This is a genomic window from Arthrobacter sp. yr096 (genome assembly GCF_900108925.1).
Lineage (GTDB): Bacteria > Actinomycetota > Actinomycetes > Actinomycetales > Micrococcaceae > Arthrobacter.
The window spans coordinates 880,474-906,490 of sequence record NZ_FNYI01000001.1 but is presented as its reverse complement, the minus strand read 5'-3'; the positions used below and the strand labels follow the sequence as shown (position 1 = coordinate 906,490).

At 62.7% G+C, this 26,017-nt stretch carries 28 protein-coding genes; 7 read left to right on the top strand and 21 right to left on the bottom strand.

The window, feature by feature from the left end; genetic code table 11:
* Positions 1-24: 24 nt before the first annotated feature.
* The 5 genes from BMY91_RS04250 to BMY91_RS04230 form a co-directional block, all read right to left on the bottom strand.
* Entirely contained in the window at positions 25-576 is a 552-nt protein-coding gene (locus tag BMY91_RS04250) for a DUF4395 domain-containing protein (RefSeq protein ID WP_090818669.1), read from the bottom strand.
* A 68-nt stretch (positions 577-644) separates the two neighbouring features.
* Positions 645-1,655 carry a 3'-5' exonuclease gene (locus BMY91_RS04245; RefSeq protein ID WP_090818666.1) on the bottom strand — a complete coding sequence of 337 codons (1,011 nt, stop codon included), beginning with the start codon at positions 1,653-1,655 and terminating at the stop codon, positions 645-647.
* 87 nt (positions 1,656-1,742) lie between these two features.
* A complete protein-coding gene (locus BMY91_RS04240; RefSeq protein ID WP_090818663.1) occupies positions 1,743-2,429 on the bottom strand; it encodes a hypothetical protein in 687 nt (228 codons plus the stop codon).
* On the bottom strand, positions 2,426-3,364 hold the full coding sequence (locus BMY91_RS04235) for an ABC transporter ATP-binding protein (RefSeq protein WP_090818660.1): 939 nt from the start codon (positions 3,362-3,364) through the stop codon (positions 2,426-2,428). Before BMY91_RS04235 ends, BMY91_RS04240 begins: the two co-directional genes overlap by 4 nt.
* On the bottom strand, positions 3,361-3,762 hold the full coding sequence (locus BMY91_RS04230; RefSeq protein ID WP_254779695.1) for a GntR family transcriptional regulator: 402 nt from the start codon (positions 3,760-3,762) through the stop codon (positions 3,361-3,363). Before BMY91_RS04230 ends, BMY91_RS04235 begins: the two co-directional genes overlap by 4 nt.
* A 130-nt stretch (positions 3,763-3,892) precedes the next feature.
* On the opposite strand from BMY91_RS04230, the gene BMY91_RS04225 reads away from it, so the two are divergent.
* The gene (locus BMY91_RS04225) at positions 3,893-4,657 is read left to right on the top strand and encodes a DedA family protein (RefSeq protein ID WP_090819164.1); all 765 of its coding nucleotides are present in this window, start codon (positions 3,893-3,895) and stop codon (positions 4,655-4,657) included.
* Between the two features lie 102 nt (positions 4,658-4,759).
* Here BMY91_RS04225 and rdgB read toward each other — a convergent pair whose 3' ends face one another.
* The 6 genes from rdgB to clpS all read right to left on the bottom strand — a co-directional run bounded on the left by rdgB (position 4,760) and on the right by clpS (position 9,077).
* Positions 4,760-5,428: an RdgB/HAM1 family non-canonical purine NTP pyrophosphatase gene (gene rdgB / locus BMY91_RS04220; protein WP_090818654.1), complete on the bottom strand. Its 669-nt coding sequence runs from the start codon at positions 5,426-5,428 to the stop codon at positions 4,760-4,762.
* On the bottom strand, positions 5,425-6,183 hold the full coding sequence (rph, locus tag BMY91_RS04215) for a ribonuclease PH (protein ID WP_011775233.1): 759 nt from the start codon (positions 6,181-6,183) through the stop codon (positions 5,425-5,427). The genes rdgB and rph overlap by 4 nt, the downstream gene beginning before the upstream one ends.
* 46 nt (positions 6,184-6,229) lie before the next feature.
* A complete protein-coding gene (locus tag BMY91_RS04210; protein ID WP_090818652.1) occupies positions 6,230-7,027 on the bottom strand; it encodes an MBL fold metallo-hydrolase in 798 nt (265 codons plus the stop codon).
* Positions 7,024-8,052: a glutamate racemase gene (murI, locus tag BMY91_RS04205; protein ID WP_371261007.1), complete on the bottom strand. Its 1,029-nt coding sequence runs from the start codon at positions 8,050-8,052 to the stop codon at positions 7,024-7,026. The genes BMY91_RS04210 and murI overlap by 4 nt, the downstream gene beginning before the upstream one ends.
* Positions 8,053-8,155: 103 nt before the next feature.
* Positions 8,156-8,722: a DUF2017 domain-containing protein gene (locus tag BMY91_RS04200; RefSeq protein ID WP_090818647.1), complete on the bottom strand. Its 567-nt coding sequence runs from the start codon at positions 8,720-8,722 to the stop codon at positions 8,156-8,158.
* Positions 8,715-9,077, bottom strand: a complete 363-nt coding sequence (gene clpS / locus BMY91_RS04195) for an ATP-dependent Clp protease adapter ClpS (protein ID WP_090818644.1) — start codon at positions 9,075-9,077, stop codon at positions 8,715-8,717. The genes BMY91_RS04200 and clpS overlap by 8 nt, the downstream gene beginning before the upstream one ends.
* Positions 9,078-9,114: 37 nt before the next feature.
* Here clpS and BMY91_RS04190 point away from each other — a divergent pair, with 37 nt between their 5' ends.
* Entirely contained in the window at positions 9,115-10,443 is a 1,329-nt protein-coding gene (locus BMY91_RS04190; RefSeq protein WP_090818641.1) for a nicotinate phosphoribosyltransferase, read from the top strand.
* Complete coding sequence (locus tag BMY91_RS04185) at positions 10,443-11,069, top strand: isochorismatase family protein (protein ID WP_090818638.1); 627 nt, start codon at positions 10,443-10,445, stop codon at positions 11,067-11,069. Before BMY91_RS04190 ends, BMY91_RS04185 begins: the two co-directional genes overlap by 1 nt.
* Before the next feature lie 97 nt (positions 11,070-11,166).
* On the opposite strand, the gene BMY91_RS04180 is transcribed toward BMY91_RS04185, so the two are convergent.
* From BMY91_RS04180 to BMY91_RS04145, 8 genes are all read right to left on the bottom strand, one after another.
* Positions 11,167-12,942 (bottom strand): DEAD/DEAH box helicase, encoded by a 1,776-nt coding sequence (locus BMY91_RS04180; RefSeq protein WP_090818635.1) that lies wholly within the window; start codon positions 12,940-12,942, stop codon positions 11,167-11,169.
* Positions 12,943-13,054: 112 nt separating this feature from the next.
* A complete protein-coding gene (locus BMY91_RS04175; RefSeq protein WP_089595519.1) occupies positions 13,055-13,393 on the bottom strand; it encodes a DUF3039 domain-containing protein in 339 nt (112 codons plus the stop codon).
* 8 nt (positions 13,394-13,401) lie between these two features.
* Positions 13,402-14,184, bottom strand: a complete 783-nt coding sequence (gene nagB / locus BMY91_RS04170) for a glucosamine-6-phosphate deaminase (protein ID WP_090818632.1) — start codon at positions 14,182-14,184, stop codon at positions 13,402-13,404.
* Positions 14,185-14,272: 88 nt separating this feature from the next.
* A complete protein-coding gene (locus BMY91_RS04165) occupies positions 14,273-15,844 on the bottom strand; it encodes a transporter (RefSeq protein WP_090818629.1) in 1,572 nt (523 codons plus the stop codon).
* Complete coding sequence (locus tag BMY91_RS04160) at positions 15,826-16,725, bottom strand: ABC transporter ATP-binding protein (RefSeq protein ID WP_090818626.1); 900 nt, start codon at positions 16,723-16,725, stop codon at positions 15,826-15,828. Before BMY91_RS04160 ends, BMY91_RS04165 begins: the two co-directional genes overlap by 19 nt.
* A gap of 40 nt (positions 16,726-16,765) precedes the next feature.
* Positions 16,766-17,866 carry an NADH:flavin oxidoreductase/NADH oxidase gene (locus tag BMY91_RS04155; RefSeq protein ID WP_090818621.1) on the bottom strand — a complete coding sequence of 367 codons (1,101 nt, stop codon included), beginning with the start codon at positions 17,864-17,866 and terminating at the stop codon, positions 16,766-16,768.
* Positions 17,866-18,864: a tetratricopeptide repeat protein gene (locus tag BMY91_RS04150; RefSeq protein WP_090818618.1), complete on the bottom strand. Its 999-nt coding sequence runs from the start codon at positions 18,862-18,864 to the stop codon at positions 17,866-17,868. Before BMY91_RS04150 ends, BMY91_RS04155 begins: the two co-directional genes overlap by 1 nt.
* A gap of 38 nt (positions 18,865-18,902) precedes the next feature.
* Positions 18,903-20,660, bottom strand: coding sequence for a DUF8094 domain-containing protein (locus BMY91_RS04145; protein ID WP_090818615.1), 1,758 nt, complete (start codon positions 20,658-20,660; stop codon positions 18,903-18,905).
* Between the two features lie 202 nt (positions 20,661-20,862).
* Between BMY91_RS04145 and BMY91_RS04140 the strand changes: the two genes are divergently transcribed.
* Positions 20,863-22,155, top strand: a complete 1,293-nt coding sequence (locus BMY91_RS04140) for an AI-2E family transporter (protein ID WP_090818611.1) — start codon at positions 20,863-20,865, stop codon at positions 22,153-22,155.
* Between the two features lie 133 nt (positions 22,156-22,288).
* On the opposite strand, the gene BMY91_RS04135 is transcribed toward BMY91_RS04140, so the two are convergent.
* A complete protein-coding gene (locus BMY91_RS04135) occupies positions 22,289-23,083 on the bottom strand; it encodes an alpha/beta hydrolase (RefSeq protein WP_090818608.1) in 795 nt (264 codons plus the stop codon).
* Between the two features lie 18 nt (positions 23,084-23,101).
* Positions 23,102-23,446: an ATP/GTP-binding protein gene (locus BMY91_RS04130; protein WP_090818605.1), complete on the bottom strand. Its 345-nt coding sequence runs from the start codon at positions 23,444-23,446 to the stop codon at positions 23,102-23,104.
* 57 nt (positions 23,447-23,503) lie between these two features.
* Here BMY91_RS04130 and nucS point away from each other — a divergent pair, with 57 nt between their 5' ends.
* The 3 genes from nucS to BMY91_RS04115 all read left to right on the top strand — a co-directional run bounded on the left by nucS (position 23,504) and on the right by BMY91_RS04115 (position 25,961).
* Positions 23,504-24,199: an endonuclease NucS gene (gene nucS, locus BMY91_RS04125; RefSeq protein WP_090818602.1), complete on the top strand. Its 696-nt coding sequence runs from the start codon at positions 23,504-23,506 to the stop codon at positions 24,197-24,199.
* Positions 24,200-24,244: 45 nt separating this feature from the next.
* Complete coding sequence (gene nagA / locus BMY91_RS04120) at positions 24,245-25,492, top strand: N-acetylglucosamine-6-phosphate deacetylase (protein ID WP_090818599.1); 1,248 nt, start codon at positions 24,245-24,247, stop codon at positions 25,490-25,492.
* Between the two features lie 265 nt (positions 25,493-25,757).
* Positions 25,758-25,961, top strand: coding sequence for a cold-shock protein (locus BMY91_RS04115; RefSeq protein ID WP_018776337.1), 204 nt, complete (start codon positions 25,758-25,760; stop codon positions 25,959-25,961).
* The last annotated feature ends 56 nt before the right edge of the window (positions 25,962-26,017 follow it).

Here is a 26,017-nt window from a genome sequence, read left to right as displayed (position 1 = left end):
ACGCCCCGCTGCCAAGTAGCCCTGCTACGCACCGCGCAGGGCGATGTTGTTGCATGCCTCGCATACTTCAGCGGGAATAAGCCCCAGGCGCTGCAGGAACCCGAAGATGGCGCAGCCAAGGCAAAAGCCCACCAACGATTCCAGCGACGCTGCCACGATCAACATCGCAAGCAGTACCCACGCCGCCGGCTGGAAGCCGGTGAAGAACAGGACGACGGCGGCACTCGTCAGGGCGGCACCGATGCCTTGGGCGAAACGCTTGGGAGGACCGGCCACCAGCTTGGCGTGCCCGATCCGCGGCGCCAGCACTTTGACCGACAGCAGGGCCAGCGGGGAGATTCTGGGACCAAACAGCACCCGCAGCCAGAAGCCGGCCGCCAGGGCGATCAGCCCCCAACCCCATCCGGTCAGCAGTGTGGCGACTGCCAGCACAGTAACCAGCCCAGCCGTGATCCGGGCCGCATATTCGTTGACGGGGTTGGGAAAAGCGAAAACAGCCCGCCAATCAACCCCGCTGTTTCCGGAAGTGTCCGCAGATTGGCGCGCCGGTGCTTGGGGAAGGCTGGGCTTGGTCATGCACCAAGGCTAGGAGCGCTGCTCCACTGACCGAAAGCATTGTTGCGCACTATGACCCGAAGGCCCCTCTAGGCGCCGCCCACCATCTGCAGGAACTCACCCTCAGAGACCACCTCGATCTGCTGACCTTTCGCGTGCAGTTCAAGGACTCGTTTTGCCTTGCCTGTGAGACGACCGGCCCTCAAGTCACCTGCCACAAAACCGTCGCCAACAATAAGCACTGTGGTTCGTGCAGTTACGCGGCTCTCGGGCCGCGCGCCCATGTCTGCGGCCCGGGATTTGGCTTCCGGCCGCGTGATGGCGAGGTCACCCGTGAACACCACGGTCTGTCCAAAGAGTGGATGTCCCGGTTCGGCTGCGGGGTTCGGCAGGGGGTTGGGTCCTTCCTCCGGCCAAGCCGACCAGCCGCTGGGTCCGCCAAGGGCCCCCTCCAGGTTTCGTTCAAGGGAACTGCCCGTCCTGGCCGCGAGCGCTGACATGGTCGCCTTGGAGAGGCCTTCAGAGGGATGGAATGCCGGCTGATGGGGCAGGTTGAGGCCCAGCGACAGATATAGCTCCGCAACGCTGTTCGCATTGTTGCGCCGGGCTATATCCACAAGGATGCCCGCGCAGGCACGGGCATCCTCCGCTGCGTCGTGGTGGTTGACCAGTGGGACCCCCGCCTCTTCGGCGGCATAGGGCAGGGAGTTGGACACCAACGAGTAGCAGCGGCGGGAGAGCATCACCGTACAGACGTAGTGATAGGCAGGTCCGGCCAGGCCGGAGACTTCCAGGCCCGACCGGATAACGCCGAGGTCGAAGGCTGCATTGTGGGCGGCCAGGACATCACCGCCGATGAAGGCCCCAATTTCCGGGAAGAGCTCGCCGAACCTCGGGCGGCCGGCCACGTCTTCGGCGCGGATGCCGTGAATACGGGTGTTGTGGAACTCGAAGTGATCGTGGTTCTCCGGGGGACGCATCAGCCAGGATGCTTCTTCCACCACAATTCCATTGCGGACCTTGCTCAGGCCTACCGAGCAGGGCGATCCCCTGAAGCCGTTGGCTGTTTCAAAGTCGATCGCCGTAAAGTCCAATGCCACTGGACAAGGTTACCGCCGGAAAAGCCCGCCCCTGCCGATTTGCGCGGCGGGGCGGCCCTTCCAGCCAGTATTGTGGCGAACGCTACATCACGGTGTTGCCCGCCGCAGCGTTGAGTATGATCCGGCCGCCAAGACAACGCAGAGCAACGCGGCCCAGCCACTGATGCTCAGCGGTGTTTGTTGGGCGAACCACGCCCCAACGTAACCCCACCATTCGAGCAACGTGGTGAGGGCTGCAAGGCCGATCAGGACCACGGCCGACCCCAAGGTGGAGACCAGGGTTCCGCTGGTCCCCCACCGCTTGAAAATCGTGGCGAACCAGAATCCGATGATGAACATGAACATCATCACCACGAAGAAGAAGGCTGCGGTGGAGTACCAAGGACCGTCCGTTACCCAAGGAATGCTGAAGAAGTAGCCGTAGACTCCCCAGCCATTGGTTGCCTTCTCGATGACGCCACCCAGCAGGTAGAGCCCCGTCATCCCGACGGCGATGAGTGAGAAGAGGCTCAAAGTTCCCAGGTAGAAGGCGCGGCGGCTGATGCTCAGGCCTTGCGAGAACGGGAAAACCAAGGTCATGCTCTGGATGCCGAGGACGAGGAAATACCACATAGGTGCTTGGCTCCCTCCCCCGTACTTGCCTTCCTGGACGGGAATCAGGGCGAAGATGGCGAGTGACATCAGAAATGAAGCCGCCAGGATGGTCAACGGCCATCCGATATACGTCCATTTGTTGATCAGTTGCATCCGGGCAACTGCTACGGTCCTGCTCATCGCCTTGCCTCCAACGTGTCATCGGAGAAATCTCCAGTGGCTGCTGTGTGGCCGGCACCACCAGCACCGGCCATGGTCTTGCGGACCACCAATTGCTGCAGGGAAACGGGCGATAGTTCAAGGCCCAGTTCCTGCGCTTCGGCGCGCCCCCGGCTGCCGAGAGCCTCATCGACCGTCACTGACGCCAGGGACCCCAAGGTTTCGCGGTGCAGGATCTTCCGGCCGGCCAGGAACGCGTCCACCTTCTCGGCAGAACCTGAAACGGTGACGGCGGAACCGCGGATATCCTCGGCATCGGCGTCCATGATGATCCGGCCCCGGTCGATCACCACCACGTGTTCCAAGAGGTTCGCCACTTCATCAATGAGGTGTGACGAAAGGATGATGGTGCGCGGGTGCTCTGCGTAGTCCTCCACCAGCCGGTCGTAGAACAATTGGCGGGCGACGGCGTCGAGCCCCAAATACGGTTCGTCGAAGAACGTCAGTTCCGCGCGCGAAGCAAGGCCGATAATAACTCCGACGGCGGATAACTGACCGCGCGAAAGCTTCTTGATCCGCCGTTTGACGGGAAGCTGGAAGTCCTCAGCCAACCTGTCCGCGAACCCCTGGTCCCAGTTCTTGTAGAACAGCGCAGCGGAGCGAAAGGCGTGCCGCGGCTGGAAATCGTCCGGGTATTTCTGCGATTCACGGATGAAGCAGATCCGGGACAGGACGGCGTCGTTCTCGTAGGCGTTTGCGCCAAAGACGAGCGCTTCCCCGGAGGTGGCGAAAGCCTGGGCAGTAAGGACGGACATCAACGTGGTCTTGCCGGCGCCGTTGCGTCCCAGCAGGCCGTAGATACGGTTCGCAGAGAGGCTGAGGTTGACGTTGTCCAGAGCGTTGAGGTCTTTGTAGTGCTTGATCAGGTTACGGGCCTCGACGATGGTGTCGTTCACAGGGCCGCACTCCTTTCCTTGTCTGTCCCGGGTTCCGGGACAAGCCCGGAGCTGCGTTCAATCATGGTGTTCAGCTGCTCTGCCGAGATGCCCAGTTTCCGGGCCTCCAATGCCAGCGGCTTGACGTACTGTTCGAAGAACTCCTCGGTCCGGCGGGCTACCAGCTGGGACCGCGCCCCGGTCGCTACGAACATCCCTATCCCCCTGCGTTTGTAGAGAATTCCTGAATCCACCAGCACATTGACGCCCTTGGCAGCAGTTGCCGGGTTGATGCGGTGGAAGGCTGCGAACTCATTGGTGGAGGGCACTTGGGATTCTTCGGCCATGCTGCCGTCCACAATTCCGTTCTCAATGAGTTCGGCGATCTGCATAAAGATCGGCTTGCTGTCATCGATCATGAGCACCACCGCCTTACTGGTTCATTACTCATGTAACTAACCATATAAGCAACTAAGCCGATGTCAAGAGTTTGCCGGAACAGTCGCCGCAACAGCGGTCAAGTAGGCTTGTGGGGTGATCTTTTCTGCGATAAGCGACCTTGCCGTATCCACTTTCGGAGGCGCGGGCCCGGTTCAGCCGTCCATGGCGTCATTCCTGCCGGACTGGTTGAACCCCCAGATCTTCCTGGCCGATCCCGCCCTCGCACCGTGGGTTGTGCTGCTGGTGTGCGGCATAGTCTTTGCTGAGACAGGCCTGCTGGTGGGCTTCTTCCTGCCTGGAGACTCCATGCTGTTCACCGCGGGGCTCCTGGTTGCCACAGATACCATCAAGTTCAACATCTGGGCCTTGGCTGGACTCATCATTGTCTCTGCGATCATCGGTAACCAAACCGGCTACCTCATCGGATCCAAGGCCGGCCCTGCCATCTTCAACCGTCCCGATTCCAAGCTGTTCAAGAAGGAAAACGTCGAAAGCGCCCACGCTTTCTTCGAAAAGCACGGCGGCAAGGCGTTGATCCTGGCGAGGTTCGTCCCCATCATCCGCACCTTTGTGCCGGTGATCGTTGGCGTCGCGCAGATGGACAAGCGGAAGTTCTTCCTCTTCAACGTCATCGGTGCCGTCCTGTGGGGCGGCGGCGTCACCCTGCTTGGTTACGTCCTCGGCGACCGTGTGCCGTGGGTCAGCAACAACCTGGACATTATCTTCATCGTCATCGTCCTCCTCTCGGTAATCCCGGTGTTCATTGAGGTGGCCCGCGGTTTCATCGCCAAGCGCAAGGCTGCGGCCGAGGGCACCGACCCCGTTGAGGAATTCATCGAAGAACACGACGGCGGCAAGCACAGCGAGCACTGAGGCTCCGCAAGGATCCCGGCCCGAGTCAATGCACGCACAAAAAAGGCACCCCCCAGGGGGTGCCTTTTTGTTTGCCGTTTGCCAGTCAGCGGGTAGTGCGCACTATGACTGCTGCGCCTCGGCCGCGGAAAGCGCAGACACGATGGCCGGCAGCAAAGCCCTGAACGCCTGGCCGCGATGGCTGATGGCATTCTTTTCATCGGAACTCAGTTCTGCGCAGCTGCGATCCATTCCGGCAGGCTGCAGCACAGGGTCATAGCCGAAGCCGCCCTCACCCCGGGGTTCACGCAGCAGAGTCCCTTCCAGCTGACCGTATTCCACGGTCTCATGGGCAATGCCGTCAGATCCGGGCACCGCCAACGCTGCGGCACAGACAAAGGCCGCACCACGGAACGAATCCGGAACGTCAGAAAGTTGCGCCAGAAGCAGCTTCAAGTTGGCGACGTCGTCCCCATGGGTTCCGGACCACCGCGCCGAGAAGATGCCCGGAGCCCCGCCCAGGACATCCACGGCCAGTCCGGAATCATCAGCGATTGCTATGAGGCCGGTAGCTTCAGCTACGGCCCTGGCTTTGAGGAGCGAGTTCTCGGCAAAGGTCACACCTGTTTCCGCAACGTCAGGAGCACCGGCCGCAGAGGCATCAACCACCTGTGTATCGACGTCCAGTCCTTGAACCTGGCCCCGAAGGAGTTCACGGAGTTCCTTCAATTTTCCCTTGTTGTGCGTTGCCAGGACCAGGCGTGGGGCCGCAGGTTCCTGTGCGCCGCTCACGGAGCCTCCGCGAGTGTCTCGCGCTGGATGGCTGAGAGTTGGGTGGTACCCAGCAAGGCGAGGTCAAGCAAGGCGTTGAGTTCATCGCGGTCGAACGGCGCGCCCTCAGCGGTGCCCTGGACTTCAACGAACTTACCGGAGCCGGTCACCACCACGTTCATGTCCGTCTCGGCGCGGACGTCTTCCACGTATGGCAGGTCCAGCATCGGCACGCCGTCGATGATGCCTACAGAGACGGCAGCAATCGTGTCCACCAACGGCTCGGCGTTACGGGCAATGAGCTTGTTCTCCCGGGCGAAGCGGATGGCTTCCGCGAGCGCCACATAGGCACCGGTGATCGCGGCCGTACGGGTACCGCCATCGGCCTGCAGGACATCGCAGTCCAGGACGATCGTGTTCTCACCGAGCGCCTTGGTGTCGATGATGGAACGCAGCGAGCGGCCAATGAGTCGTGAGATCTCGTGGGTGCGTCCGCCAATTTTGCCCTTTACTGACTCACGGTCAGACCGGGTGTTGGTTGCGCGGGGAAGCATTGCGTATTCCGCAGTGACCCAGCCGCGGCCTTCGCCCTTGAGCCAGCGCGGCACGCCCTCGGTCAGGGAAGCTGTGCACAGGACCCGGGTGTTGCCGAACTCGATCAGCGCGGAGCCCTCAGCCTGCTTGGACCAGCCGCGGGTAATGCTGATAGGGCGCAGTTGGTCGGGGGTCCGGCCGTCGGCACGGATAACGGGGGTGGCTGTAGCTTCAGAAGTCATGCTCCAAGCTTAGCCAAGCCAACGGCAGCGCCCGACGCTTCATCCCCTAGATCGTGTAGTGGACTCCGGCAACCGCCACGGCAACGTCACCGGTGAAGACAGGTTTGGCCTCGGCCAGCACCTTGGTTTGGGAGGTCCATACCGGGATGTGGGTGAGCAGGAGTCGCTTGGCCCCGGCGTTTGTCGCGGCCTCGCCAGCTCGTTTGCCAGTGAGGTGGACATCCTTGATGTCGTCGTCCCGGCCTTCCTCGAAAGCTGCCTCACACAGAAACAGATCAGAGCCCTTGGCTGCGTCTTCCAGCCCCTGGCAGGAATCCGTGTCCCCCGAGTAGGTCAGGATCTTGGTGACGGGGACACCGTCCTTGCCCGGCTCCGTGGCAGTGACACGCAACGCATATGCCTCTTCAACCGGGTGGTTCACGGCATACGGAGTGACGGTGAACGGCCCAACGGTGACAGGTTGGAGTTCCGCCCAATGAGTGAAGTCGAATTCCTCGTGCATACCCGGATCCAGGTCCAGCCCATAGGCCGTGGCCATCCTGTCCGCCGTAGCTGCCGGCCCCCACACGGGCAACCGGTCGCGACCCCATCCGCCGGGCTTCCAGCGCACCGCGACGTGAAGCCCGCAAAGGTCCATGCAATGGTCCGGGTGCAAGTGTGTGAGGAAGATCGCGTCGATGTCCTCCAGATCGGTGTACCGCTGGATGGCACCCAGGGCACCGCTACCCAAGTCCATGACGATCTTCCACTCGCGCTCACCATCGTGCGCCGTCACCAAATAGCACGACGCCGGTGATCCAGGACCGGGGAAGGAACCGGTGCATCCCACAATGGTCAGTTTCACAGTCCCCGCCCGATGGTTGTGCCGGAGCCTGCGGAGGTTCCTTCCGGTTGCACGAAGTAGGAACGCCGGGAGAGTCCGGATCCTGAACGTGCGGCTTCGAGCATTTCGGGGGTGATTCGCGCCAGACTGCCCGTGGGGTACTGAGCTGCCACATGGTCCACATGCTTCACCGAGAGCACTTCGGGCCCCAGGAAGCGGCGGGCCAGGGTCTCGAACTGGGCGGCATCGCCAGTAGCAATGAATTCGTGGCTGGGGGCACTGCGCTCTGTCCGTTGGATGCCGTGGTTCGCCAGGGCCCGGTAGACGTCCTTGGCCGTCTCTTCAGCGCTGGAAACCAGGGTAACGTCCTCACCCATGACGAACGAGATGACGCCGGTCAACAACGGGTAGTGCGTGCACCCCAGGACAACAGTGTCCACGCCAGCTTGCTTCAGCGGGGCCAGGTACTCATTGGCAGCGGCCAGGAGCTCAGGCCCTGTGGTGACTCCGGCCTCTACGAAATTAACGAAGGCGGGACAAGCTACAGAGGTGATGGTGAGGTCCGGAGCGGCAGCAAACGTGTCCTCGTAGGCACGCGAGCCGACGGTGGCGGACGTCCCGATGACGCCGATCCTGCCCGAGCGCGTAGCCGAAACTGCACGGCGCACGGCCGGTTGGATGACCTCGATGACCGGAATGCCGTAGCGGGCGGTGTAGCGTTCCCTCGCATCGCGAAGCACGGCAGCGGAGGCCGAGTTGCAGGCGATGGTCAACAACTTCACACCTGAGTCCACCAGTTCATCCATGACACCCAAAGCGTTGGCACGTACCTCGGCGATGGGGAGTGGACCATAGGGACCGTTGGCGGTATCGCCAACGTACAGGATTGATTCGTTGGGGAGTTGGTCAATGATGGACCGCGCTACCGTCAGCCCGCCCACGCCGGAATCGAAAATGCCGATCGGGCGCGGCCCTGCGAGTTCGCCGCTGCTGATGGGGTCGCCACTGCCCAGGGCGTCGCCTGGTGAACCCGATGCTGAAGTCATAATTATTCGAGAATAAGGCTTCCCACGGTGTGCGGCCATTACCTGTGGTCTCCGCCTCGTGTCTGATGTGTCACAAGGCTGGCTGCTCCACAGGCCGTCCGGATCAGGATTTCGCCTGCCTTGCGTCCAGCATGGCCTGCACCAGTGACTCCTGAAGCCATGTGGTGAAGTTGTAAACCAAGGCCAAGTAGCTCTCCACGTCCTCCGCTTGGCTCCAGTCCTGCATGCTGTGGATGTGCTCGGCGTCCGCTTCATCCCGGATGTCCAGGCGTTCAGCCAACACCAGGCGGACATCGTTCAGGGCCATGGACCAACGCGTCGCATCCTCCGGCGTCAGGACGAGGTCGTCCTTGTCCAGACCCATGGCGGCAGCCTTCAGGGCCCCGATCTTGTTTTCCCGCACCGAGCGTTCGGTGAGTTGCCGGAACTCCAGGGAGCCGCCGTCGTCGTCCTTCATGACGTTGGGGAGGAGCCGCAGAAGAGCCCTGTCGGTTGGCTGCTTCACGTCCATGTCCAGGCCGATCAGCGCCGCCAACGGGTCCTCGTTCTCCCGGACGTCTTGCTCCAGCATCGAAATGACATCGTCCAACAGTCCGCGCAGGAGATCGCGCTCCGCGGGCTCAAGGTACCCGGAGATGCCTTTGAGTCCGTACTTGAATGCCTTAGCCACGTTGGCGGCCGCCCTTTCCGGGTGTCTCGTTGCCGCTTGCAGCCTTTTCCACGGTGGCCCACAGACCAAACCCGTGCATGGCAACCGCGTGCTGCTCCACTTGTTCCTTGCTGCCGTGCGCCACGATGGACCGGCCCTTCTTGTGGACCTCCATCATGAGCTTGTGTGCTTTGGACTCGGAGTAGCCGAAGTAACTCTGGAACACGTAGCTCACGTAACTCATGAGATTCACGGGATCATTCCAGATCACAAGGTTCCAAGGGACATCGGGGGCCGTCAGGACATCGGTGGACGACTGCTCTGCAGCTTTGGTCCGCTCATCGATGTCCGTGCCAAACGCAACGCTAGGGCTCATCTGTCCATTCTATGGCGGCTCGCACTAGAGTGAATTCGTGAGTAGAGCCACGTCGTGGGACCACCCCGCAACTTCCTTGTACACAGACCATTACGAACTGACCATGTTGCAGGCCGCCCTGCACTCCGGGGCGGCGCACCGCCGGTCGGTGTTCGAAGCCTTCGCCCGGCGGCTGCCTGACGGCCGCCGCTACGGTGTGGTGGGCGGTACCGGACGCCTGCTGGAAGGCATAGCCGATTTCCGGTTCGGCGAGGCCGAGCTCGCATTCCTGGAGCAGAACAAAGTAGTCAACAAGGAGACCCTGGACTACCTAGCGAACTACAAGTTCAGCGGTGACATATGGGGCTACGCCGAAGGCGATGCGTACTTCCCCAACTCCCCCATCCTCATCGTGGAGTCCACGTTCGCTGAGGCCTGCATCCTGGAAACGTACATCCTGTCCGTCCTGAATCACGACAGCGCGATAGCCTCTGCTGCATCCAGGATGACGACGGCGGCCGGCACCCGGCCCTGCATCGAGATGGGCTCGCGTCGCACCCAGGAAGAATCGGCGACGGCGGCCGCCCGCGCCGCTGTGATCGCCGGCTTCGCCAGCACTTCCAATCTGGAGGCCGGACGGCGCTACGGCATCAAGACCGTGGGCACTGCTGCGCACTCCTTCACCCTGCTCCACGACACTGAGCGTGAAGCATTCGAGGCACAGATTGCCACGTTCGGCCCCGGGACCTCGCTGCTGGTGGACACCTACGACGTCGAGACCGCCGTACGCACCGCGGTCGAACTTGCCGGGGACAAACTTGGGGCTGTCCGCCTGGATTCGGGCGACCTCATTGCCCAGGCGCAGTGGGTCCGGCAGCTGCTCGATGACCTCGGCAACGTCAACACCAGGATCGTGGTGACGTCCGACCTCGACGAATTTGCCATCGCAGCCCTGCAATCCGCTCCAGTGGATTCCTACGGCGTGGGCACCTCGCTGGTCACCGGTTCCGGCGCCCCAACGGCCAGCATGGTCTACAAGCTGGTCAGCCGCACCAACGACGCCGGGGAATTCGTCTCGGTAGCCAAGGCCGCCAAGAACAAGGCAAGCGTGGGCGGACGCAAATACGCCCTCCGGAAGCTCAACGAGCGCGGCCGTGCCACCCACGAAATCGTGGGCATCGGCCACCGGCCAGAGGACGACGGCAACGACCGTTCCCTGCTTCAGCATTTCGTCAAGAATGGTGAGGTGCTGCCCGGATGGACGGGCCCCGAGGGTGTTGTCCGGGCCAAGGAACGGCACGCAGCCACCATGGCTGAGCTGCCCGCCGTCGTCAATCGCCTGCAGCGCGGCGAGGCTGCCATCCCCACCATCTACGAGGAGAACTGATGTCCCGGGCCCTGATCATCGTCGATGTGCAAAACGACTTCTGCGAGGGAGGCACCCTGGCCGTCGAAGGCAGCGCTGCAATAGCCAGCGCCATCACTGAATACGTGGACGCCAATCAGCAACACTTTGACCACATCGTTGCTACCCAGGACTGGCATATTGAGCCGGGCACGCATTTTTCGGACGAACCGGACATGGTTGATTCCTGGCCTCCGCACTGCCGGGCCCGCAGCAAAGGCGCGGAGCTCCACGAAGACCTGGACCCTGAATACATCCAGGCCTACTTCCGCAAGGGCCAGTACACTGCGGCCTACTCCGGGTTTGAGGGCGTCCTTGCTCCTGAGGACGACGTTCCCTCAGGAGACCTCAAGGCCGGCGCCGCGGTGGCTGAGGTCCTGGATGAAGACGCTATCGGCCTTGACGATTGGCTGCAGAGCCATGACGTCGAGGAGGTAGTAGTGGTGGGCCTGGCGACGGATTACTGCGTCAAGTCGACAGCGCTGGATGCTGTCCAGGCCGGCTACACCACCACCGTCATCGCTGAGCTCACCGCTGGAATCGCCGACGACCTCACCGAGGCCTTCGAGGACATGGAAGCGGCCGGCGTCGAGGTTGAACGCGGCTGATCCGGCAAGTGCAGCAGGTATGGGAAAGGGCGCCGCAACCGCGGCGCCCTTTCCCATACCTGCTGGATTTTCCCCTGCATATTTGATGCGAAGCCGGTTACTTGCGGCCGATGAACCAATCCTGGAGCTTACGCAAGCGTGCCTGCAACTGTTCCTCATTGGCTTGGGCAACCGCCGGGCCGCCACATACCTCGCGCAACTTGGTATGAACCACGCCGTGCGGTGTACCGGTTCGCGCGGACCACGCGGCAACGTTTTTGGCCAATTCGTTGCGCAGATCCATGAGCATGCGGTGATCGGGGATTGCCGGTGACGCCGCTGCCGCCAGCGGTGACTGGCGCTTCTTCCTGGACTGCTGTTCATGCTGGCGCTGCCGCAACAGCGTGCCTACTTGTTCGGCGTCGAGCAGTCCCGGAATTCCCAGGAAGTCGAGTTCCTCGTCAGAACCGATATCCGCGCCCGTACCGAACTCACCGCCATCGAACAGGACGCGGTCGAACGACGCCTGGGAGTCCAAGGCTTCGAACTTGCCCTTGGTGAGCTCGTCCGAGGCCTTATCCTCCCGGTTGGCTTCCGCCATGAGGTTCTCTTCCGGACTGAACAGCCCGTCATCGTCCTTCTCAGGGCGGTCCAGGGCGTGGTCGCGCTCGGCCTCCATGGTGTTGGCCAGGATCATGAGCGGCGGAACGGACGGCAGAAACACCGACGCCGTTTCCCCCCTCTTGCGGGCACGCACGAAACGTCCCACTGCCTGGGCAAAGAACAGGGGCGTTGAAGTTGAGGTGGCATAGACGCCTACCGAGAGGCGCGGAACGTCCACGCCTTCAGACACCATGCGGACAGCCACCATCCAACGCTGCTCCCCCGCGGAGAACTCTTCGATCTTGCTGGAGGCCTTGGAATCATCCGAGAGAATCACCGTGGGCGACTGGCCCGTGATCTTCTTGAGCTGGCCCGCATAGGCCCGGGCGTCATCATGGTCAGTGGCGATGACCAGCCCACCAGCGTCAGGAACCGTACGCCGGACCTCGCTGAGGCGCTTGTCTGCCGCGGCAAGGACGGCCGGAATCCACTCACCCGTAGGGTTCAACGCAGTTCGCCACGCCTGTGACGTGATGTCCTTGGTGACAGCGGCTTCACCCAAAGACGCCGCCATTTCGTCGCCGGCGCTGGTCCGCCAGCGCATCTGGCCCGAGTAGGCCATGAACAGCACAGGACGCACCACGTGGTCCCGCAGCGCATTGCCGTAACCGTAGGTGTAGTCAGCCTTGGAACGGCGGATACCATCACGGTCCTCCGCGTATTCAACAAAGGGAATCGGCGAGGTATCGGATCGGAACGGGGTACCCGTCAGGGACAGGCGCCGCGCCGCAGGATCAAAGGCCTCACGCAGGCCGTCTCCCCACGACAACGCTTCGCCGCCGTGGTGGATTTCGTCCAGGATCACCAAGGTGCGGGCTGCTTCGGTCTTCGCACGATGCAGCATTGGCTTGCTGGCTACCTGCGCGTAGGTGACTGCAACGCCCACGAAACCACGGCCGTGCTGGCCATCGGAGTTCTTGAAGTTTGGATCAATCGCAATGCCAACTTTGGCAGCCGCGTCCGCCCACTGACGCTTCAAGTGGTCCGTAGGAGCCACGATCGTGATGCGGTTGACCACGCCACTGTCCAGCAGTGTGGTGGCGATGCGCAGCGCGAAGGTTGTCTTACCTGCACCAGGCGTGGCCACGGCGAGGAAGTCCTTCGGATTGCGGGTCATGTAGAGGTCAAGAGCCTCCTGCTGCCAGGCGCGCAGCTTGGGTGCCGTGCCCCAAGCTGCGCGTTCCGGGTACGCCGGAGGCAGTGATGGACCGCCAAAAAGTGTTTCTGTCATGCTGACTCCCCCGGCCTGATGGCAGCGAAAACTATCCCCGGCTTTCCGGGCACGCCGCAGCGAACCGCGAAGCGGCAGCGATCAGAAGGGGCCTGTGTTCTCTTCCCACCCACTACTTGGAGTTGCCCGGGCCGCCGTTTTTTCCACCGTCGTTACCGGGGCGGAGGCCTTCGTAAATCTCCTTGCACTCCGGGCAGACCGGAAACTTCTGGGGATCGCGCCCCGGCGTCCATACTTTGCCGCAGAGGGCAATGACGGGCTCGCCGGTCAACGCCGACTCCATGATCTTTTCCTTGCGGACGTAGTGGGAAAACCGCTCACGGTCGCCGGGTTCCACTTCCTGGCGCGTTTCCTCGCGCTCAATGGTGGCTGTGGACGTTCCGGCTCCGGAAAGCTCGCGCATGGGGTCGTTTTCGAATGGATCCGGAGGAAGCGTAGTCATGCCAAACATCTTACCGTCTACAGGCCCTGCCACTCCGGCTTGTTGTCGTAGGTGTGCCGATAGTAATCAGCCAGTTTCAGCGATGACGCGGCAGCTTCGTCCACCAAAATGGTGGCGTGCGGGTGCATCTGCAGAATGGATGCCGCGCAAATAGCAGCCACAGGGCCTTCCACAAAGTCACGTACGGCCTGGGCTTTTTGGGCGCCCGTGGCCACCAGGACAACATGGCGGGCATCCATGATGGTCCCCAATCCCTGGGTCACTACGTGGTGTGGGACGTCGTCAATGCTGTCAAAGAAGCGGGCGTTGTCCTTCCGTGTCTGCTCAATCAGCGTCTTGATCCGCGTCCGGGAGGCCAGCGATGAGCCAGGCTCGTTGAACCCGATGTGACCGTCCGTTCCCACGCCCAGGATCTGGAGGTCCACTCCACCCACGGCCTTGATTGCGTCCTCGTAGGCCTTGCACGCTGCTTCCAGATCCTCGGCTGCGCCGTCCGGACCATGGACATTTTCCGGCTTGATGTTCACGCGGTTGGTAAATTCGCGACGGATAACCTCGCGGTAAGACTCCGGGTGTCCGGCCTCGAGTCCAACGTACTCATCCAGGGCGAATCCATGGGCCTGGCTGAAGTCCAATCCACCGGCTTCGTAGCGACTCGCCAGTTCGTCATAGACAGGCAGCGGAGATGATCCAGTTGCCAGGCCCAGCACTGCGTTCGGCTTGCGGCGGACCAGCGCCTCAATGGCATCGGCGGCAAGCACACCTATCTGCTTGGTGCCAGGGAGAATGACAACTTCCATCGTCACGGCCTTTCTAGGTAAGGGGTCTTCAAGCTATCTGAAACAGACGTTATCCCATGTCCCACCTTTGGGCATGGTTGTTACGCGGCTAGCGGTTCACGCTGAGCTGGGCAAACATTTCCGGGCCCCGCGCGTCCAGCCATTTTCCCCCGAGGCGGACGCCGACGACGAACAATATGACGCCGAGCAAGGGACCAACTACGAGGTTGATCCATCCGGCCCCCGGGCCTCCGCTGAAGGCCTGAACAGCCACCAGCGCCAGCTCCGGGATCAGCAGGAGGGCCAGGACGCCCATCCCTACCGCCTGGACTGCCAGGGTCTGGGCGACGTTTCCCGGCGGCTTCTTGAACGGGCTGTCGCCCGGCAAAGGCACGGCGATGTTGTAGCGGGCCGAGATGACCGAGGAGAGTCCCAGGCCAGTGAGGAGTGTTCCGATCGACAGGCCCAAGAGGTTCGGCAGCCACTGCCAATCCCCCGTGACGAACAACGGCCCAACAGTGAAGACCAAAACAACCGGAAGGGAGATTGCCAGGCAGGCGAGGGCACGGCCCAGCCTGTCGTCAATTCCGCGGACCCCAGCGGCAAGATGGAGGGCGAAGGCCGTGTTGTCGTACGAGACATCAGCGCAGATGGACCACGCCATGACGAAAGCAGTCAGAGGCCCCAGGATCATGAGCAGGCCGTAGCTGCCGCTCTGTGATCCGCTGAAGAAAAACAGGACAGGGAACAGCGGAACAATGACCAAGGATGCCGCGTACCGTGGATCCTTCATCCAGTAGATCAAAGCACGGGTAGCAACTGCACCTGCCGGAGTTCCCGGGAGAAGGCCGAACAGCCCAAGTTTTCCGCCCTTCTTTGATGACCCTCCGGAGTACGGGGGCGTCACCAACGCCCGCTGCAACAGAACATGCCAGCACAGGAGCAAGCCGGCAATGGTCGCTGCGGAAATCAGGACTTTCAGGCCTGCCGCTCCAGCATTGCCGGATTCAAGATCGCCACCAAGGGACCACGGCGCACCAAGAGGTGTCCAGGACAGCGTGCGGGCGAGCACCGGCAGGTAGTCGGCACTGCCACGGACGCCGTCGACGATTCCCACCATGATGGGCCCCAGAAGCACCAGTGGTATGAACACGATGATGCTGCTGACGTCCTTGAAACGCCGCGAGGATGCCAGACCGGCAGTTGCCGTCGTTACTACTTTGGACAACACCACGCAGGTGAGGGCACCCAGGATTGCGCCAAGCAACGCCCCGGAGGCAGCAGGAACACTGCGCCACCATGTTCCCACGGTGCCCAGGGCCGCCAGCAGGGTGGCCAGGCCAGGAATGCCAATGAAGCCAGCGAGGGCCAGGCCAGTCAGGAGTTGCCGCGGCGGAATCGCGAAGGTGGTGAACCGGGCAGGATCCAAGGTCATGTCCGCAGCAGATGCAACTAGCGGGATGATGGCCCAACCCAAAACTGTGGCCGCGCCGCCCAGCACCACCACGGTATGGGCAAGTTCGGCGTCGGCCCAACGCAGGGCCACCAACCCGCCAATCAGGAGGGACAAGACTCCCAGCGCATACAACAGACCCAGGGCCATGCCCACCAACTGCCAGGGGCTTCGCTTGAAGTCGTTGAGGAGAAGGCGCCACTTGAGGCCTAGAAGGTGCGCAACCATTCCAGCCCCTCCGTCCGGTGTCCGCCGCCCACCAACTGAACGAAGCGCTCTTCCAAGGTGGAACCGTTACGGACCTCGTCCACGGACCCCGCCGCCAGAACGCGGCCACCGGCCACCACCGCCACGTGGCTGCACATGCGCTGCACCAGATCCATCACATGGCTGGAAACAATGACGGAGCCTCCGGAAGAGACGTATCCCTCCAGGATCCCGCGGATGTTCGCAGCGGATACGGGATCCACTGATTCGAACGGCTCGTCCAGGACAAGGAGACGCGGCGCGTGAATCAGTGCTGAGGCCAAGGCGATCTTCTTGGTCATGCCAGCAGAATAATCAACCACCAGGGAACCGGCGTCGGCCTCAAGGTCAAGGGCCGCCAAAAGTTCCGAAACCCGTGAAGCAACCACATCGCGGTCCATGCCGCGGAGCAGTCCGGAATACGTGACCAACTGTTCGCCCGTCAACCTGTCAAAGAGGCGCACACCGTCAGGCAGCACGCCCATGAGCTTTTTGGCTTCCAGCGGCCGCGCCCAAACGTCAACGCCGTGGATCAACGCAGTCCCAAAATCGGGACGGAGAAGGCCGGTGGCCATCGAAAGTGTCGTGGTTTTGCCGGCGCCGTTGGGACCAACCATCCCGTAAAACGAGCCCGCAGGCACCTCCAGACTCACGCCATCCACGGCAATCTTGTCCCCGAACCGCTTGGCCAGGCCACGAATGGACAGTGCGGCCAGCGGAGCATCGCCGGGGGCACCCTGGTGGCCGAGCGGCGCGGCGGCGCGGGGTGGCGTCCCACCTTGTGCCGGCACATCACCCTGTGGCGGCACGGGAAATTGAGGCGGCGCGGACATGGGCGTGGTTTCATGGCGTGGTTCCGTCATGTGACCAGCCTAACCTCGCAATCGTGAGCCCGTTACCGTTCTAGAAGCCGTGGCGGGGAACGGCACGTTCGTACTGCGGAACCCACGTGATGTCGTGGCCCAGTTCGTAGGCAGCCCTGAGCCACCAATGCGGATCGCGCAGCGCTGCACGGGCCATGAAGACAGCATCAGCCCGGCCGTTGGCAACAAGGTCCTCGGCCTGCGTGGCACTCGTCAGCAGTCCCACCGCACCCGTGGGGACGCCCGCCTCGCGCTTGACCTGCTCGGCGAACCCGGCCTGGTAGCCGGGAACAGCATGGATGCGCTGGTGCGCCACAGCACCGCCACTGGAAACATCCACCAGGTCGACGCCCCGCTCAGCGGCAGCACGCGCCAGCCTCACCGATATCCCGACGTCCACTCCGCCTTCAGCCCAGTCGGACGCGGAGATCCGCAGCAGGAGCGGCATGGAATCAGGGATGACAGCCCTCACCGCATCCACCACAGCGAGCATGAGCTTGTTCCGCTTCTCCTCGCTCCCACCCCAGCTGTCCGTCCTGGTGTTGATGAGCGGGCTCTGGAACTGATGCAGGAGGTAACCGTGCGCACCGTGGATTTCAACGGTGTCGAAGCCCGCTGCAACTGCGCGGGAAGCGGCCGCCGCGAAGTCGGCCACGACGCCCTGGATCTCGGCCTCACTCATCGCCGCCGGTTCGGAGTAGCCATCGAACGGCTGGTTCGTCGGCCCGGCGGTGACCCATCCGCCGTCGGACCCTGGAACGGAACCCGAGCGGCCGGAAAACGGCCAGTACGTCGATGCCTTGCGTCCGGCGTGGGCAAGCTGGGCCCCTATCTTGCAATCCACGGCGCCATGCTGATGGACAAAACGGATGATGCGTTCCCAGCCTTCGGCCTGCGCATCGCTGTACAGGCCGGCGTCCAGCGGACTGATCCTGCCTGCCGGATTGACCGCGGCTGCCTCGCTCATGATCAGCCCGGCACCGCCGGCGGCAAAGGAGCCCAGATGCATCAGGTGCCAATCGTTGGGGACACCCTCTCCGGTTTCCGGGTGGCAACTGTACTGGCACATGGGCGAAACCCAGCCGCGGTGAGGCACGGTGAGAGAGCGCAGCTGCAGTGGAGAAAACAGCGCGGACGGCACTAGAAGAGAACCCTCGCGAGCCCCTGGCGGGCCTTGGCCACCCTCTCGTCCTGGGTTCCCACTACCTCGAAGAGCTCAAGAAGCCGGACACGCGCAGTCTCACGCTCAGGCCCGAAATTCCTGCCGATAAACGTGATGATCCGCTGGAAGGCGTCTTCAATGTGCCCACCGGAGACGTCCAGATCGGCGACGCCAAGCTGGGCGTCCATGTTGTCCGGTTCCCGCGCGGCGAGGTCGCGGAGGCTGTCTGCTTGCGGGGCGGAGAGGTTTTCCAACCTGGCCATCAGATCAACTTGGGCAAGGCCTGCCTTGGCATCGGCATCTGCGGGTTGTTCCAGGAGGGCCTGCTTGTAGGCCGCAGCAGCTGCTGCGTAATCACCGGCTTCGATGGCATCGATGGCCGTTTGATGGAGCGGTGGCAGCGGTGCGGGTTCGGCGTCTTCACCCGGGGCGCCATCACCGATGCTCCCCGTGACGCCATTGGCTGCCGCAACCTTAAGGAGTTCTTCCACGAGGTCCCGGATCTGCGCGTCATCTGCGGGTCCTTGAAAGAGGGGCACGGGCTGGCCCTTGATCACGGCCACGGCTGTAGGTACAGCCTGCACCTGAAATGCTTGCGCGAGCTGCGGGAAAGCGTCAACGTCCGCGGCGGCGAGTACCAAACGGCCGCCGTAGCTTTCAACCACGCGTTCGGCGGCCTCAAGGACAGCCGGCGATTCGGCCGCGTAACGCGACCAGAGCAGGAAGAGTACGGGGATCTGCGCAGACAACTGCACTAGATCCTGGAAATTACTTTCGGTGGCATCCACGCGAAGAGGCGCTTTGCCGGCATCGCCACCGACGGGCTCACCGCCCCCTGGGGCGCCGCCATCCGGCGAAGCCGAAGCGGGAGGCACCGGCGGCGAGGCCGGGCGGCGCAGCGACGAGAGGTCGACGGCGCCGCGAAGGTTGAGCTGGCTGGCAGCGGCTGGAGTGGGTCGGTATCCGGGCGAACTCATACGTTCCACTCTAGCCGCTGCCCTGCCAGGGCCATGTCCTACTTGAAGCTGGCTCCCACCAGGCCACGCGTCGCGGCCACGAGTTTCATGGGATCAGCAGAGCCTGCCGGCGGAATGTACACCGCGACGGACTCGGCAAAGTTCAGGACCATGCCCGTTGTGGTTTCTTTGCCCCCGGCGAAGACTGCGGAATCGTCCTCCAGCAGAAGCTTGTCGCCGGCCGCCTTGGGCGTACCTTCGAACGCGAAGTCCAGGCGTCCCACCACCAAAGCGCCGCCGTCGGCAGTTCGCAACACCACTGTCTGGTTGGTTACAGGGGTGTGGGTGAACTTGAAGTTGGCGCTGGTTCCGTTCTTCACAGTGTCAGCCTGGTAAGCAAGGGCGCCCGCGATGTACGGGGACGACTGCCCGTCCGCCAGTTTGCTTCGGTTCGGCGAGTCAGGCGTAGTCAGCATTTCGGCCAGGATTCCCAAAGCCTCGTTGCCGCTGTAAGCCAAACCAGTGTTGTCCCCGGCCGGCACGGGCTGGGTTCCTTCACGGGGAATGGGGAACGACGGGAAGTTGGTGCCCGGCTGCAGGGGTGCACTGCCCCACAGCTTGTAGTTTTCGCGAGGCGAAAGCTGGACCAGGGTCAGTACCTGCGGCACGACGTTTCCATCGCCCTGCGTCAGGGCAAAGACGGTACGGGGCCACTCACGCTTGGTGCTGATAACGCTGCTCTGAAGCTTGGTGGCACGAACGGGCATACGGGCTTCGTAGGCCGAAACAGCCGAACGGATCTTGTAGTTCTGCGTCCGGATCTGCAATTCCATCTTGTCCACGCGGGGAGCCAGTTTGGCAGCATCCTTGGCGGCGTCGGCTGCATCAACCGTGCTCGCCACCTGTTCCAGGATCCTCTGCAGCTGGGACTCCAGGAGGACAGGTGTGCCGCCGTCGCCTTCTGCGGGGGCCGCAGCGGAGGACGTGGAGGTAGCCTCGGGCGTCGTCGTTGCCTGGGCGGCCACAGCCGTCCCGCCAACCATGACAGCGGCCAGTGCGGCAGCGACAGCGGTGACCCTCAGGGCGGGTCCCTCAGTCTCGGCACCACGACGACGGGCGGCGTCGCCGGCTGGCGACTGCACAGGCAAGGTGGTGGTTTCGCCCTCACCGTGCGATCCGTCATCGTCATCGTCTTTGCGTCGGTTGCTGAGGGCCTTCGCTACGAAAGGCAAGGCCGCCCCCACCAGGATGATGATGATGCCCAGAACAATCAGCGGCACAGCCCAGGGGGTGGTGGCGTTGTTCGGGAAGGTCATGGAAATCGACGACGGCGCAGGCTTGGTTCCGTCGCCGGCTACCAGCAGGGACCACTCACCATCTGCCGGCGGATTCCAGGTGTAGTCGAGCTCGCCGCTGGCGTCCTCGGTGCTGACCCACAGATCGGATCCAGCCGGTGAGGGGGCAGTGGCTTCGCCATCAACAGAGCTCACCTCGAGTGACTTCTGGTCCGCCGACACGCCCGTCAACGTGGTGTGGGCAGTGTCACCCACCCAGGCTTCGACGTCATCCGGGCGCCCGGTAGCAACGATGAAGTTTCCTTCACCCTGGATCTTGATCTTCACCGGCCCGTCATGGAGGGCGATCAACTTTTGGTCGATCACGGTCAGCGGGGCAGCTTTGGTATCACTGGGAACCGAGGCCGTCACGGTCTCGGAGGGAGCCCAGAAAGTCAGCTGGCCAATGCCGGCCAGCATCGTCAGCAGGCCCAGCAGCACCAGCAAGGCTGCAGTCTTCAAACGCACAGGATCACCTATCATCAGCGGTCGTTGAACTTAAAGGGTAACCGTTTTGTTATGAGAGAGTCAGATCGTGGTGATCCCCACGACATCCTGAAATGCCCGCGATCGCGGCTTCGTAGCGTCATTCAGTGGTCCTGATAGTGTGGCGATGATCATGATATCCGGGCCTTCCGGTGCCTGGATCGCCCCTTTACCACCAATGAAAAGGCAGCTAAACCGCGTGAAAGACCACTTGGAGCCCCGTCCCGCCGATGAGCCCGGGTCAAGTGCGGTGGATGCCTCCACGGACGGCACCGCTGCTACGGTTCCTGTCCGTACCGGACGCCTGGCTGCCCTTGGCCGCAGACTAAGGCAGCCCATTCCGGGAGCCCGCAACCGCGTCCGATTTGAGATGCCTCCGGAAGACGAGGCCGAAGAGGAACGCGACAAACCGCGTCCCGAGGACGACCACGGTTTTGGCGCGCCCGGCCCGCGGATGTCATCCCAGCACCCTCTCTATGTCGGCTTCATGGGGACCGCCGGAGTCGGCATTGCCTTGGCGGTGTTCTACATCGCAAGCAACACCACCCAACTCATCCTGTGGATCGTGGCCGCGCTCTTCATCGCACTCGGCCTGGACCCGGTGGTCCGCTGGCTCGAGTCGCGGAAAGTGCCCCGGCCTGCCGGCATCCTCATCTCGGTGTCGGCACTGGTGCTTGCAGTGGCCGGCTTCTTCGCAACGCTGATTCCCACCATCGTTGAACAGGTCTCTGAAATCGTGCGCCAGGCCCCGGACTGGATCCGCGGCTTCCTGGACTCTGACTTCTTCCGCAACGCTGACAGCCAGTTCGGGGTGCGTGACCGGATCACCACTGAACTGGATAAGTTCGTCAAGGACCCCGAAGCCATGGGCGGCATTTTCGGCGGCGTTGTGGGCTTCGGTTCCACCGTTGCCAATGGCCTGTTCGGTTCGCTGATCGTCCTGGTCCTGAGCCTTTACTTCCTGGCTGCGTTGCCGTCCATGAAAAAGTGGGCTTACCGCCTGGCACCCCGATCCCGCCGTCCCCGCGTTGAAGCGCTGTCCGAGGCAATCACCGATTCCGTGGGCAATTACGTCATTGGCCAGGTCTGCGTCGCCCTCCTGAACGCGATCTTCGCTTTCATCCTGATGACCATCCTGGGCATCCCGTTCAGCGTTCTGCTGGCGTTCGTCGTCGCCCTGCTGGCATTTATTCCGCTGGTTGGTGGCTTGATCGCCGCGGTGGTGGTCATTCTGGTGGCACTCACCGCAGGCTGGCAGACAGCTCTGGTTTACGCCATCGCCTACTTCGCCTACCTGCAGTTCGAGGCGTACTTCATCTCGCCGCGCATCATGCAGCGTGCCGTGGCGGTCCCGGGTGCTGTGGCCGTGATCTCGGTGATCGCCGGAGGCAGCCTCCTTGGCGTGCTGGGTGCACTTATTGCCATCCCGACGGCGGCAGCCATCATGCTGCTGATCAAGGAAGTCTTCATCATGCGCCAAGACAGGCACTGACCGACCTACGTGCTTAACGACTCATGCCCCCGAACACCCGGTTCGGGGGCATGAGTCGTCTCCGGAGGCGACGCGCTCAGGCACTGGCAACCGGGCTAAGCACCCGCACCCGGGCTAAGCCGTCGCAACCGGGCTATGCCGTCGCAACCGGCCCCGCCCACTCGCGAGGCAGGCCGTCCACTCCCGCACCTGCCGGGGTGACGTCGTCGACGATTTCATTCAAGACGCGCGCCGCGTACTTCTCGCCCACCCAAAGGTGTTTGGCGCCGTCGACGCCAACAAGCCGGGCCTGCGGTACCAGGCTGAACCGTTCGGCCGCCTCAGCTGGCTGCAGGTAATCGTCGTGTTCAGGCACCAGGACCGTGAGCGGTTTGCCGGACGCAGCCCACTCCTTGAGGTGGACATCCGTCGCCCGGTGCAGCGGCGGGGACAACAACACCGCTCCCTCGATCGCTGAGGCCACTGGCTCCACTGCTCCGTACATCAGCGCAAGTTCAGTGCCGAAGGACCAGCCCACCAGCCAGCGGTTGGGCAAGCCGCGTTCCACCGCGAACCGCACCGCAGCCTCGACGTCGTACCGTTCACCGATACCTTCTTCAAACTGGCCATCGCTGGTTCCCCGTGGCGACTGCGTGCCGCGGGTGTTGAACCGCAGGACGGCGACCCCGGCCAGCGCAGGCAGTCTGTACGAAGCCTTGCGGTAGACGTGCGAATCCATAAAGCCACCGTGCGTGGGCAGCGGGTGGAGAGTGATCAACGTGGCGGTGATCCCGCCGGATGCAGGCAATGCGAGCTCACCCCGCAGTACTTTGCCGTCTTCGGTGGTGAACTCCACATTCTCGCGCTGGGCAGGCAGAACTGTGGAAGCACGGATCTCCGAGGGTGAATCCTGCGGAGTAAACACGAACGAGGCGGGGTCGAAAGTCATGGTGCCAAGCCTAGCGAATCAGCGGTATCGGTACGTCCGGCCCGTCCAGCAATTGGTGTGCCAGTGCCGGCGTTCGGCCAGCCCGGCCGCCTGCCCGAACAAGTGGCTGTCCGACCACACCACCAAGTGGGCGATGCCCGGAACGATCGCAGTGGCGCAGCCAGGGCAGATGTACTGTTTTTCCGCTTTCTTTGCCGTCATGGTCCGGACCATCCAATCGCCGTCCGGTGCGCTTTCGCGCCGGGCAATCCCGGCACGCGCACGCTCAAGATCCAGCTCAGGCACCGGTTCCGCCCATTTGCCGCCACCGTTGCCGGAGCGTGTGCTGGACGCGTTGCGACGGGGGCGGTTGGAGCGGGGCATGCTTCCATTCTGCCCCAGCCACGCAGTTGCAGATGGTGAGACGGTAATGTGGGGCGGGTGCGACTCGTCATAGCCCGTTGTTCTGTTGATTACGTAGGCCGCCTCAAGGCCCATCTCCCCCTCGCCACCCGGCTGCTGCTGGTCAAGGCGGACGGCTCCGTGCTGGTACATTCGGACGGCGGTTCCTACAAGCCGCTGAACTGGATGAGCCCACCTGCCACGCTGCGGGTGACCACCCCGGAGGAAACGGAGGTGGAGGAAGGCGTCGTGGAGCAGTGGACGGTTCAATCTGCCAAGACAGATGACCGGCTCATCATCAACATCTACGAGCAATTGCACGACACCTCACACGATCTGGGTACCGATCCCGGCCTGATCAAAGACGGCGTGGAAGCAGACCTCCAGCGGCTCCTGGCTGAGCAGATCGAAACGCTGGGAACCGGATACTCCCTTATCCGTCGCGAGTACTTCACGGCCATCGGCCCGGTGGACATCCTGGCCCGGGACGCCAGCGGCGCCACAGTCGCTGTCGAACTGAAACGCCGTGGCGACATCGATGGCGTAGAACAGCTCACGCGCTATCTGGAATTGCTCAACAGGGATCCCCTGCTGGCACCGGTACGTGGGATCTTCGCAGCGCAACAGATCAAGCCGCAGGCCAAGGTGCTCGCCAATGATCGCGGCATCGATTGCGTCACTCTGGATTATGACGCCATGCGCGGCGTGGATGACAGCGAGTCCCGGCTCTTCTAAGCACTTCCTTCAGGACGGTGTGCCGCAGGCCACTAGAATCAAAACATGACTGCCGCATCCCCCTTTCCCACTTCCTCCGCGCCAAGCCACCAGATCATCAAAGGAACGCTTGTCAGCGACGGCGAGGTGGTGGAGGACGGACTCATAGCCATCGACGGCGACCGAATTGCCTATGCCGGGCCTGCCAACGGATTCGATCCCGCGGCATTTGAAGGCTTCCCGAGCGCAGTCCGCCTTGGGGTACCCAACGGCAGTTACCTGGTCCCTGGCCTGGTGGACGTACACTGCCATGGTGGTAACGGTGGCGATTTTCCCGGCGGTGAAGAGACTTCGGCGCGCAAAGCAGTGGATTTCCTGCACCGCTCGGGAACAACCACCTTCCTCGCGAGCATGGTAACCGCTCCCCGGGAGGACCTTCTTCGCGGCATCCAGCTCTACGTAAAACTGGTGGACGAAGGCCTTGTGGCCGGTATTCACCTTGAGGGACCATTCCTTTCCCATGCCCGCTGCGGTGCGCAGAACCCGGATTATTTGCTGGAACCGGACCTGGATCTCATGGACGAGCTGGTGGGCGCCGCAGCCGGCAAGCTCGCCACCATGACCTATGCGCCGGAGCTGCCGGGAGCCGCTGCGCTGGTGGACCTGATGACGTCCCATGGCGTGACGCCTTCGCTGGGGCACACTGACTGCGACGACGCCACCGCCGCAGCGTCTCTGGCCGCCGCCAGGGAGGGATTGGAATCGGCAGGGTTCGACGGCGTCAGCTCGCTTCCCACTGTCACGCACCTTTTCAACGGGATGCCGCCGATGCACCACAGAGCGCCCGGTCCGGTCGCCGCCTGCCTCCGGATGGCGCAGGAGGGTAAGGCCGTGGTGGAGCTTATCGCCGACGGCACTCACCTTGACCCCAGCACCGTGGCTACGGTCTTCCAACTCGTCGGAGCCAATAACATCGTGCTGGTGACAGACTCGATGGCCGCTGCCGGTCTGTCGGATGGAAGCTACATGCTGGGCCCCTCCCCCGTGACGGTCAGTGATGGCGTCGCCACGCTGGATGCAACAGGGTCCATCGCGGGCGGGACTGCCACCCTCCTGGAGGTCGTCCGCAAGACCGTAGCGGCCGGCGTCGCACTACCGGACGCTATTTGTTCCGCCACAGCAGTGCCCGCCGCTGTCCTGGGGCTTTCCGACGAAATTGGTGGATTGCGCAGAGGCCTGCGTGCCGACGTTGTTGTGACAAACGAGGATCTGGAACTGACCGGCGTCATGCGGAACGGCCAGTGGTTGTCCTAGCGTGAATTGCACGGGTCTGCGTTACCTTCTTTTTACCGAAAATTTTCCCGAATTGCCCAAAAGACCGTTGACCTCCGGCAGGGCTCATGAAAGTGTTGTAGCAGTCTTTGTGTAGGTGGTTTTCATGCTCGCAAGACGAGTTGCGAGCGTGAAGCTCCTTCGAAACCAACCGGGCTTGGCCTGGCCGGATTCAAAGGTCTTCTCGCGGAGTAACAAAGCCGGTACGAAGTGTATCGGACTGATGTTCCACAATGAGGAGAAATACATGGCACTGGGAACCGTCAAGTGGTTCAACGCTGAAAAGGGCTTCGGCTTCATCACCCCGGATGACTCGGATGGCGACGTTTTCGTCCACTACTCCGAGATCCAGACCGGCGGCTTCAAGACCCTCGATGAGAACCAGCGCGTTCAGTTCGAGATCGGTCAGGGCGCCAAGGGCCCCCAGGCAACCGGCGTTACCGTCGTCTAGCCTTAACTGTTGAATTCTGCTTGTTGCAGCTACAACAAACGTGTTGACCCCGGCTT

Bases quoted from the DNA above. Each gene is read 5' to 3' on its own strand.
- BMY91_RS04250 (WP_090818669.1), bottom strand. From the start codon at position 576: ATGACCAAGCCCAGCCTTCCCCAAGCACCGGCGCGCCAATCTGCGGAC.
- BMY91_RS04240 (WP_090818663.1), bottom strand. From the start codon at position 2,429: ATGAGCAGGACCGTAGCAGTTGCCCGGATGCAACTGATCAACAAATGG.
- BMY91_RS04230 (WP_254779695.1), bottom strand. From the start codon at position 3,762: ATGATCGATGACAGCAAGCCGATCTTTATGCAGATCGCCGAACTCATT.
- rph (WP_011775233.1), bottom strand. From the start codon at position 6,183: ATGACTTCTGAAGCTACAGCCACCCCCGTTATCCGTGCCGACGGCCGG.
- murI (WP_371261007.1), bottom strand. From the start codon at position 8,052: ATGACTTCAGCATCGGGTTCACCAGGCGACGCCCTGGGCAGTGGCGAC.
- clpS (WP_090818644.1), bottom strand. From the start codon at position 9,077: ATGAGCCCTAGCGTTGCGTTTGGCACGGACATCGATGAGCGGACCAAA.
- BMY91_RS04185 (WP_090818638.1), top strand. From the start codon at position 10,443: ATGTCCCGGGCCCTGATCATCGTCGATGTGCAAAACGACTTCTGCGAG.
- BMY91_RS04180 (WP_090818635.1), bottom strand. From the start codon at position 12,942: ATGACAGAAACACTTTTTGGCGGTCCATCACTGCCTCCGGCGTACCCG.
- BMY91_RS04175 (WP_089595519.1), bottom strand. From the start codon at position 13,393: ATGTTTGGCATGACTACGCTTCCTCCGGATCCATTCGAAAACGACCCC.
- nagB (WP_090818632.1), bottom strand. From the start codon at position 14,184: ATGGAAGTTGTCATTCTCCCTGGCACCAAGCAGATAGGTGTGCTTGCC.
- BMY91_RS04165 (WP_090818629.1), bottom strand. From the start codon at position 15,844: ATGGTTGCGCACCTTCTAGGCCTCAAGTGGCGCCTTCTCCTCAACGAC.
- BMY91_RS04160 (WP_090818626.1), bottom strand. From the start codon at position 16,725: ATGACGGAACCACGCCATGAAACCACGCCCATGTCCGCGCCGCCTCAA.
- BMY91_RS04150 (WP_090818618.1), bottom strand. From the start codon at position 18,864: ATGAGTTCGCCCGGATACCGACCCACTCCAGCCGCTGCCAGCCAGCTC.
- BMY91_RS04145 (WP_090818615.1), bottom strand. From the start codon at position 20,660: ATGATAGGTGATCCTGTGCGTTTGAAGACTGCAGCCTTGCTGGTGCTG.
- BMY91_RS04135 (WP_090818608.1), bottom strand. From the start codon at position 23,083: ATGACTTTCGACCCCGCCTCGTTCGTGTTTACTCCGCAGGATTCACCC.
- BMY91_RS04130 (WP_090818605.1), bottom strand. From the start codon at position 23,446: ATGCCCCGCTCCAACCGCCCCCGTCGCAACGCGTCCAGCACACGCTCC.
- nagA (WP_090818599.1), top strand. From the start codon at position 24,245: ATGACTGCCGCATCCCCCTTTCCCACTTCCTCCGCGCCAAGCCACCAG.
- BMY91_RS04115 (WP_018776337.1), top strand. From the start codon at position 25,758: ATGGCACTGGGAACCGTCAAGTGGTTCAACGCTGAAAAGGGCTTCGGC.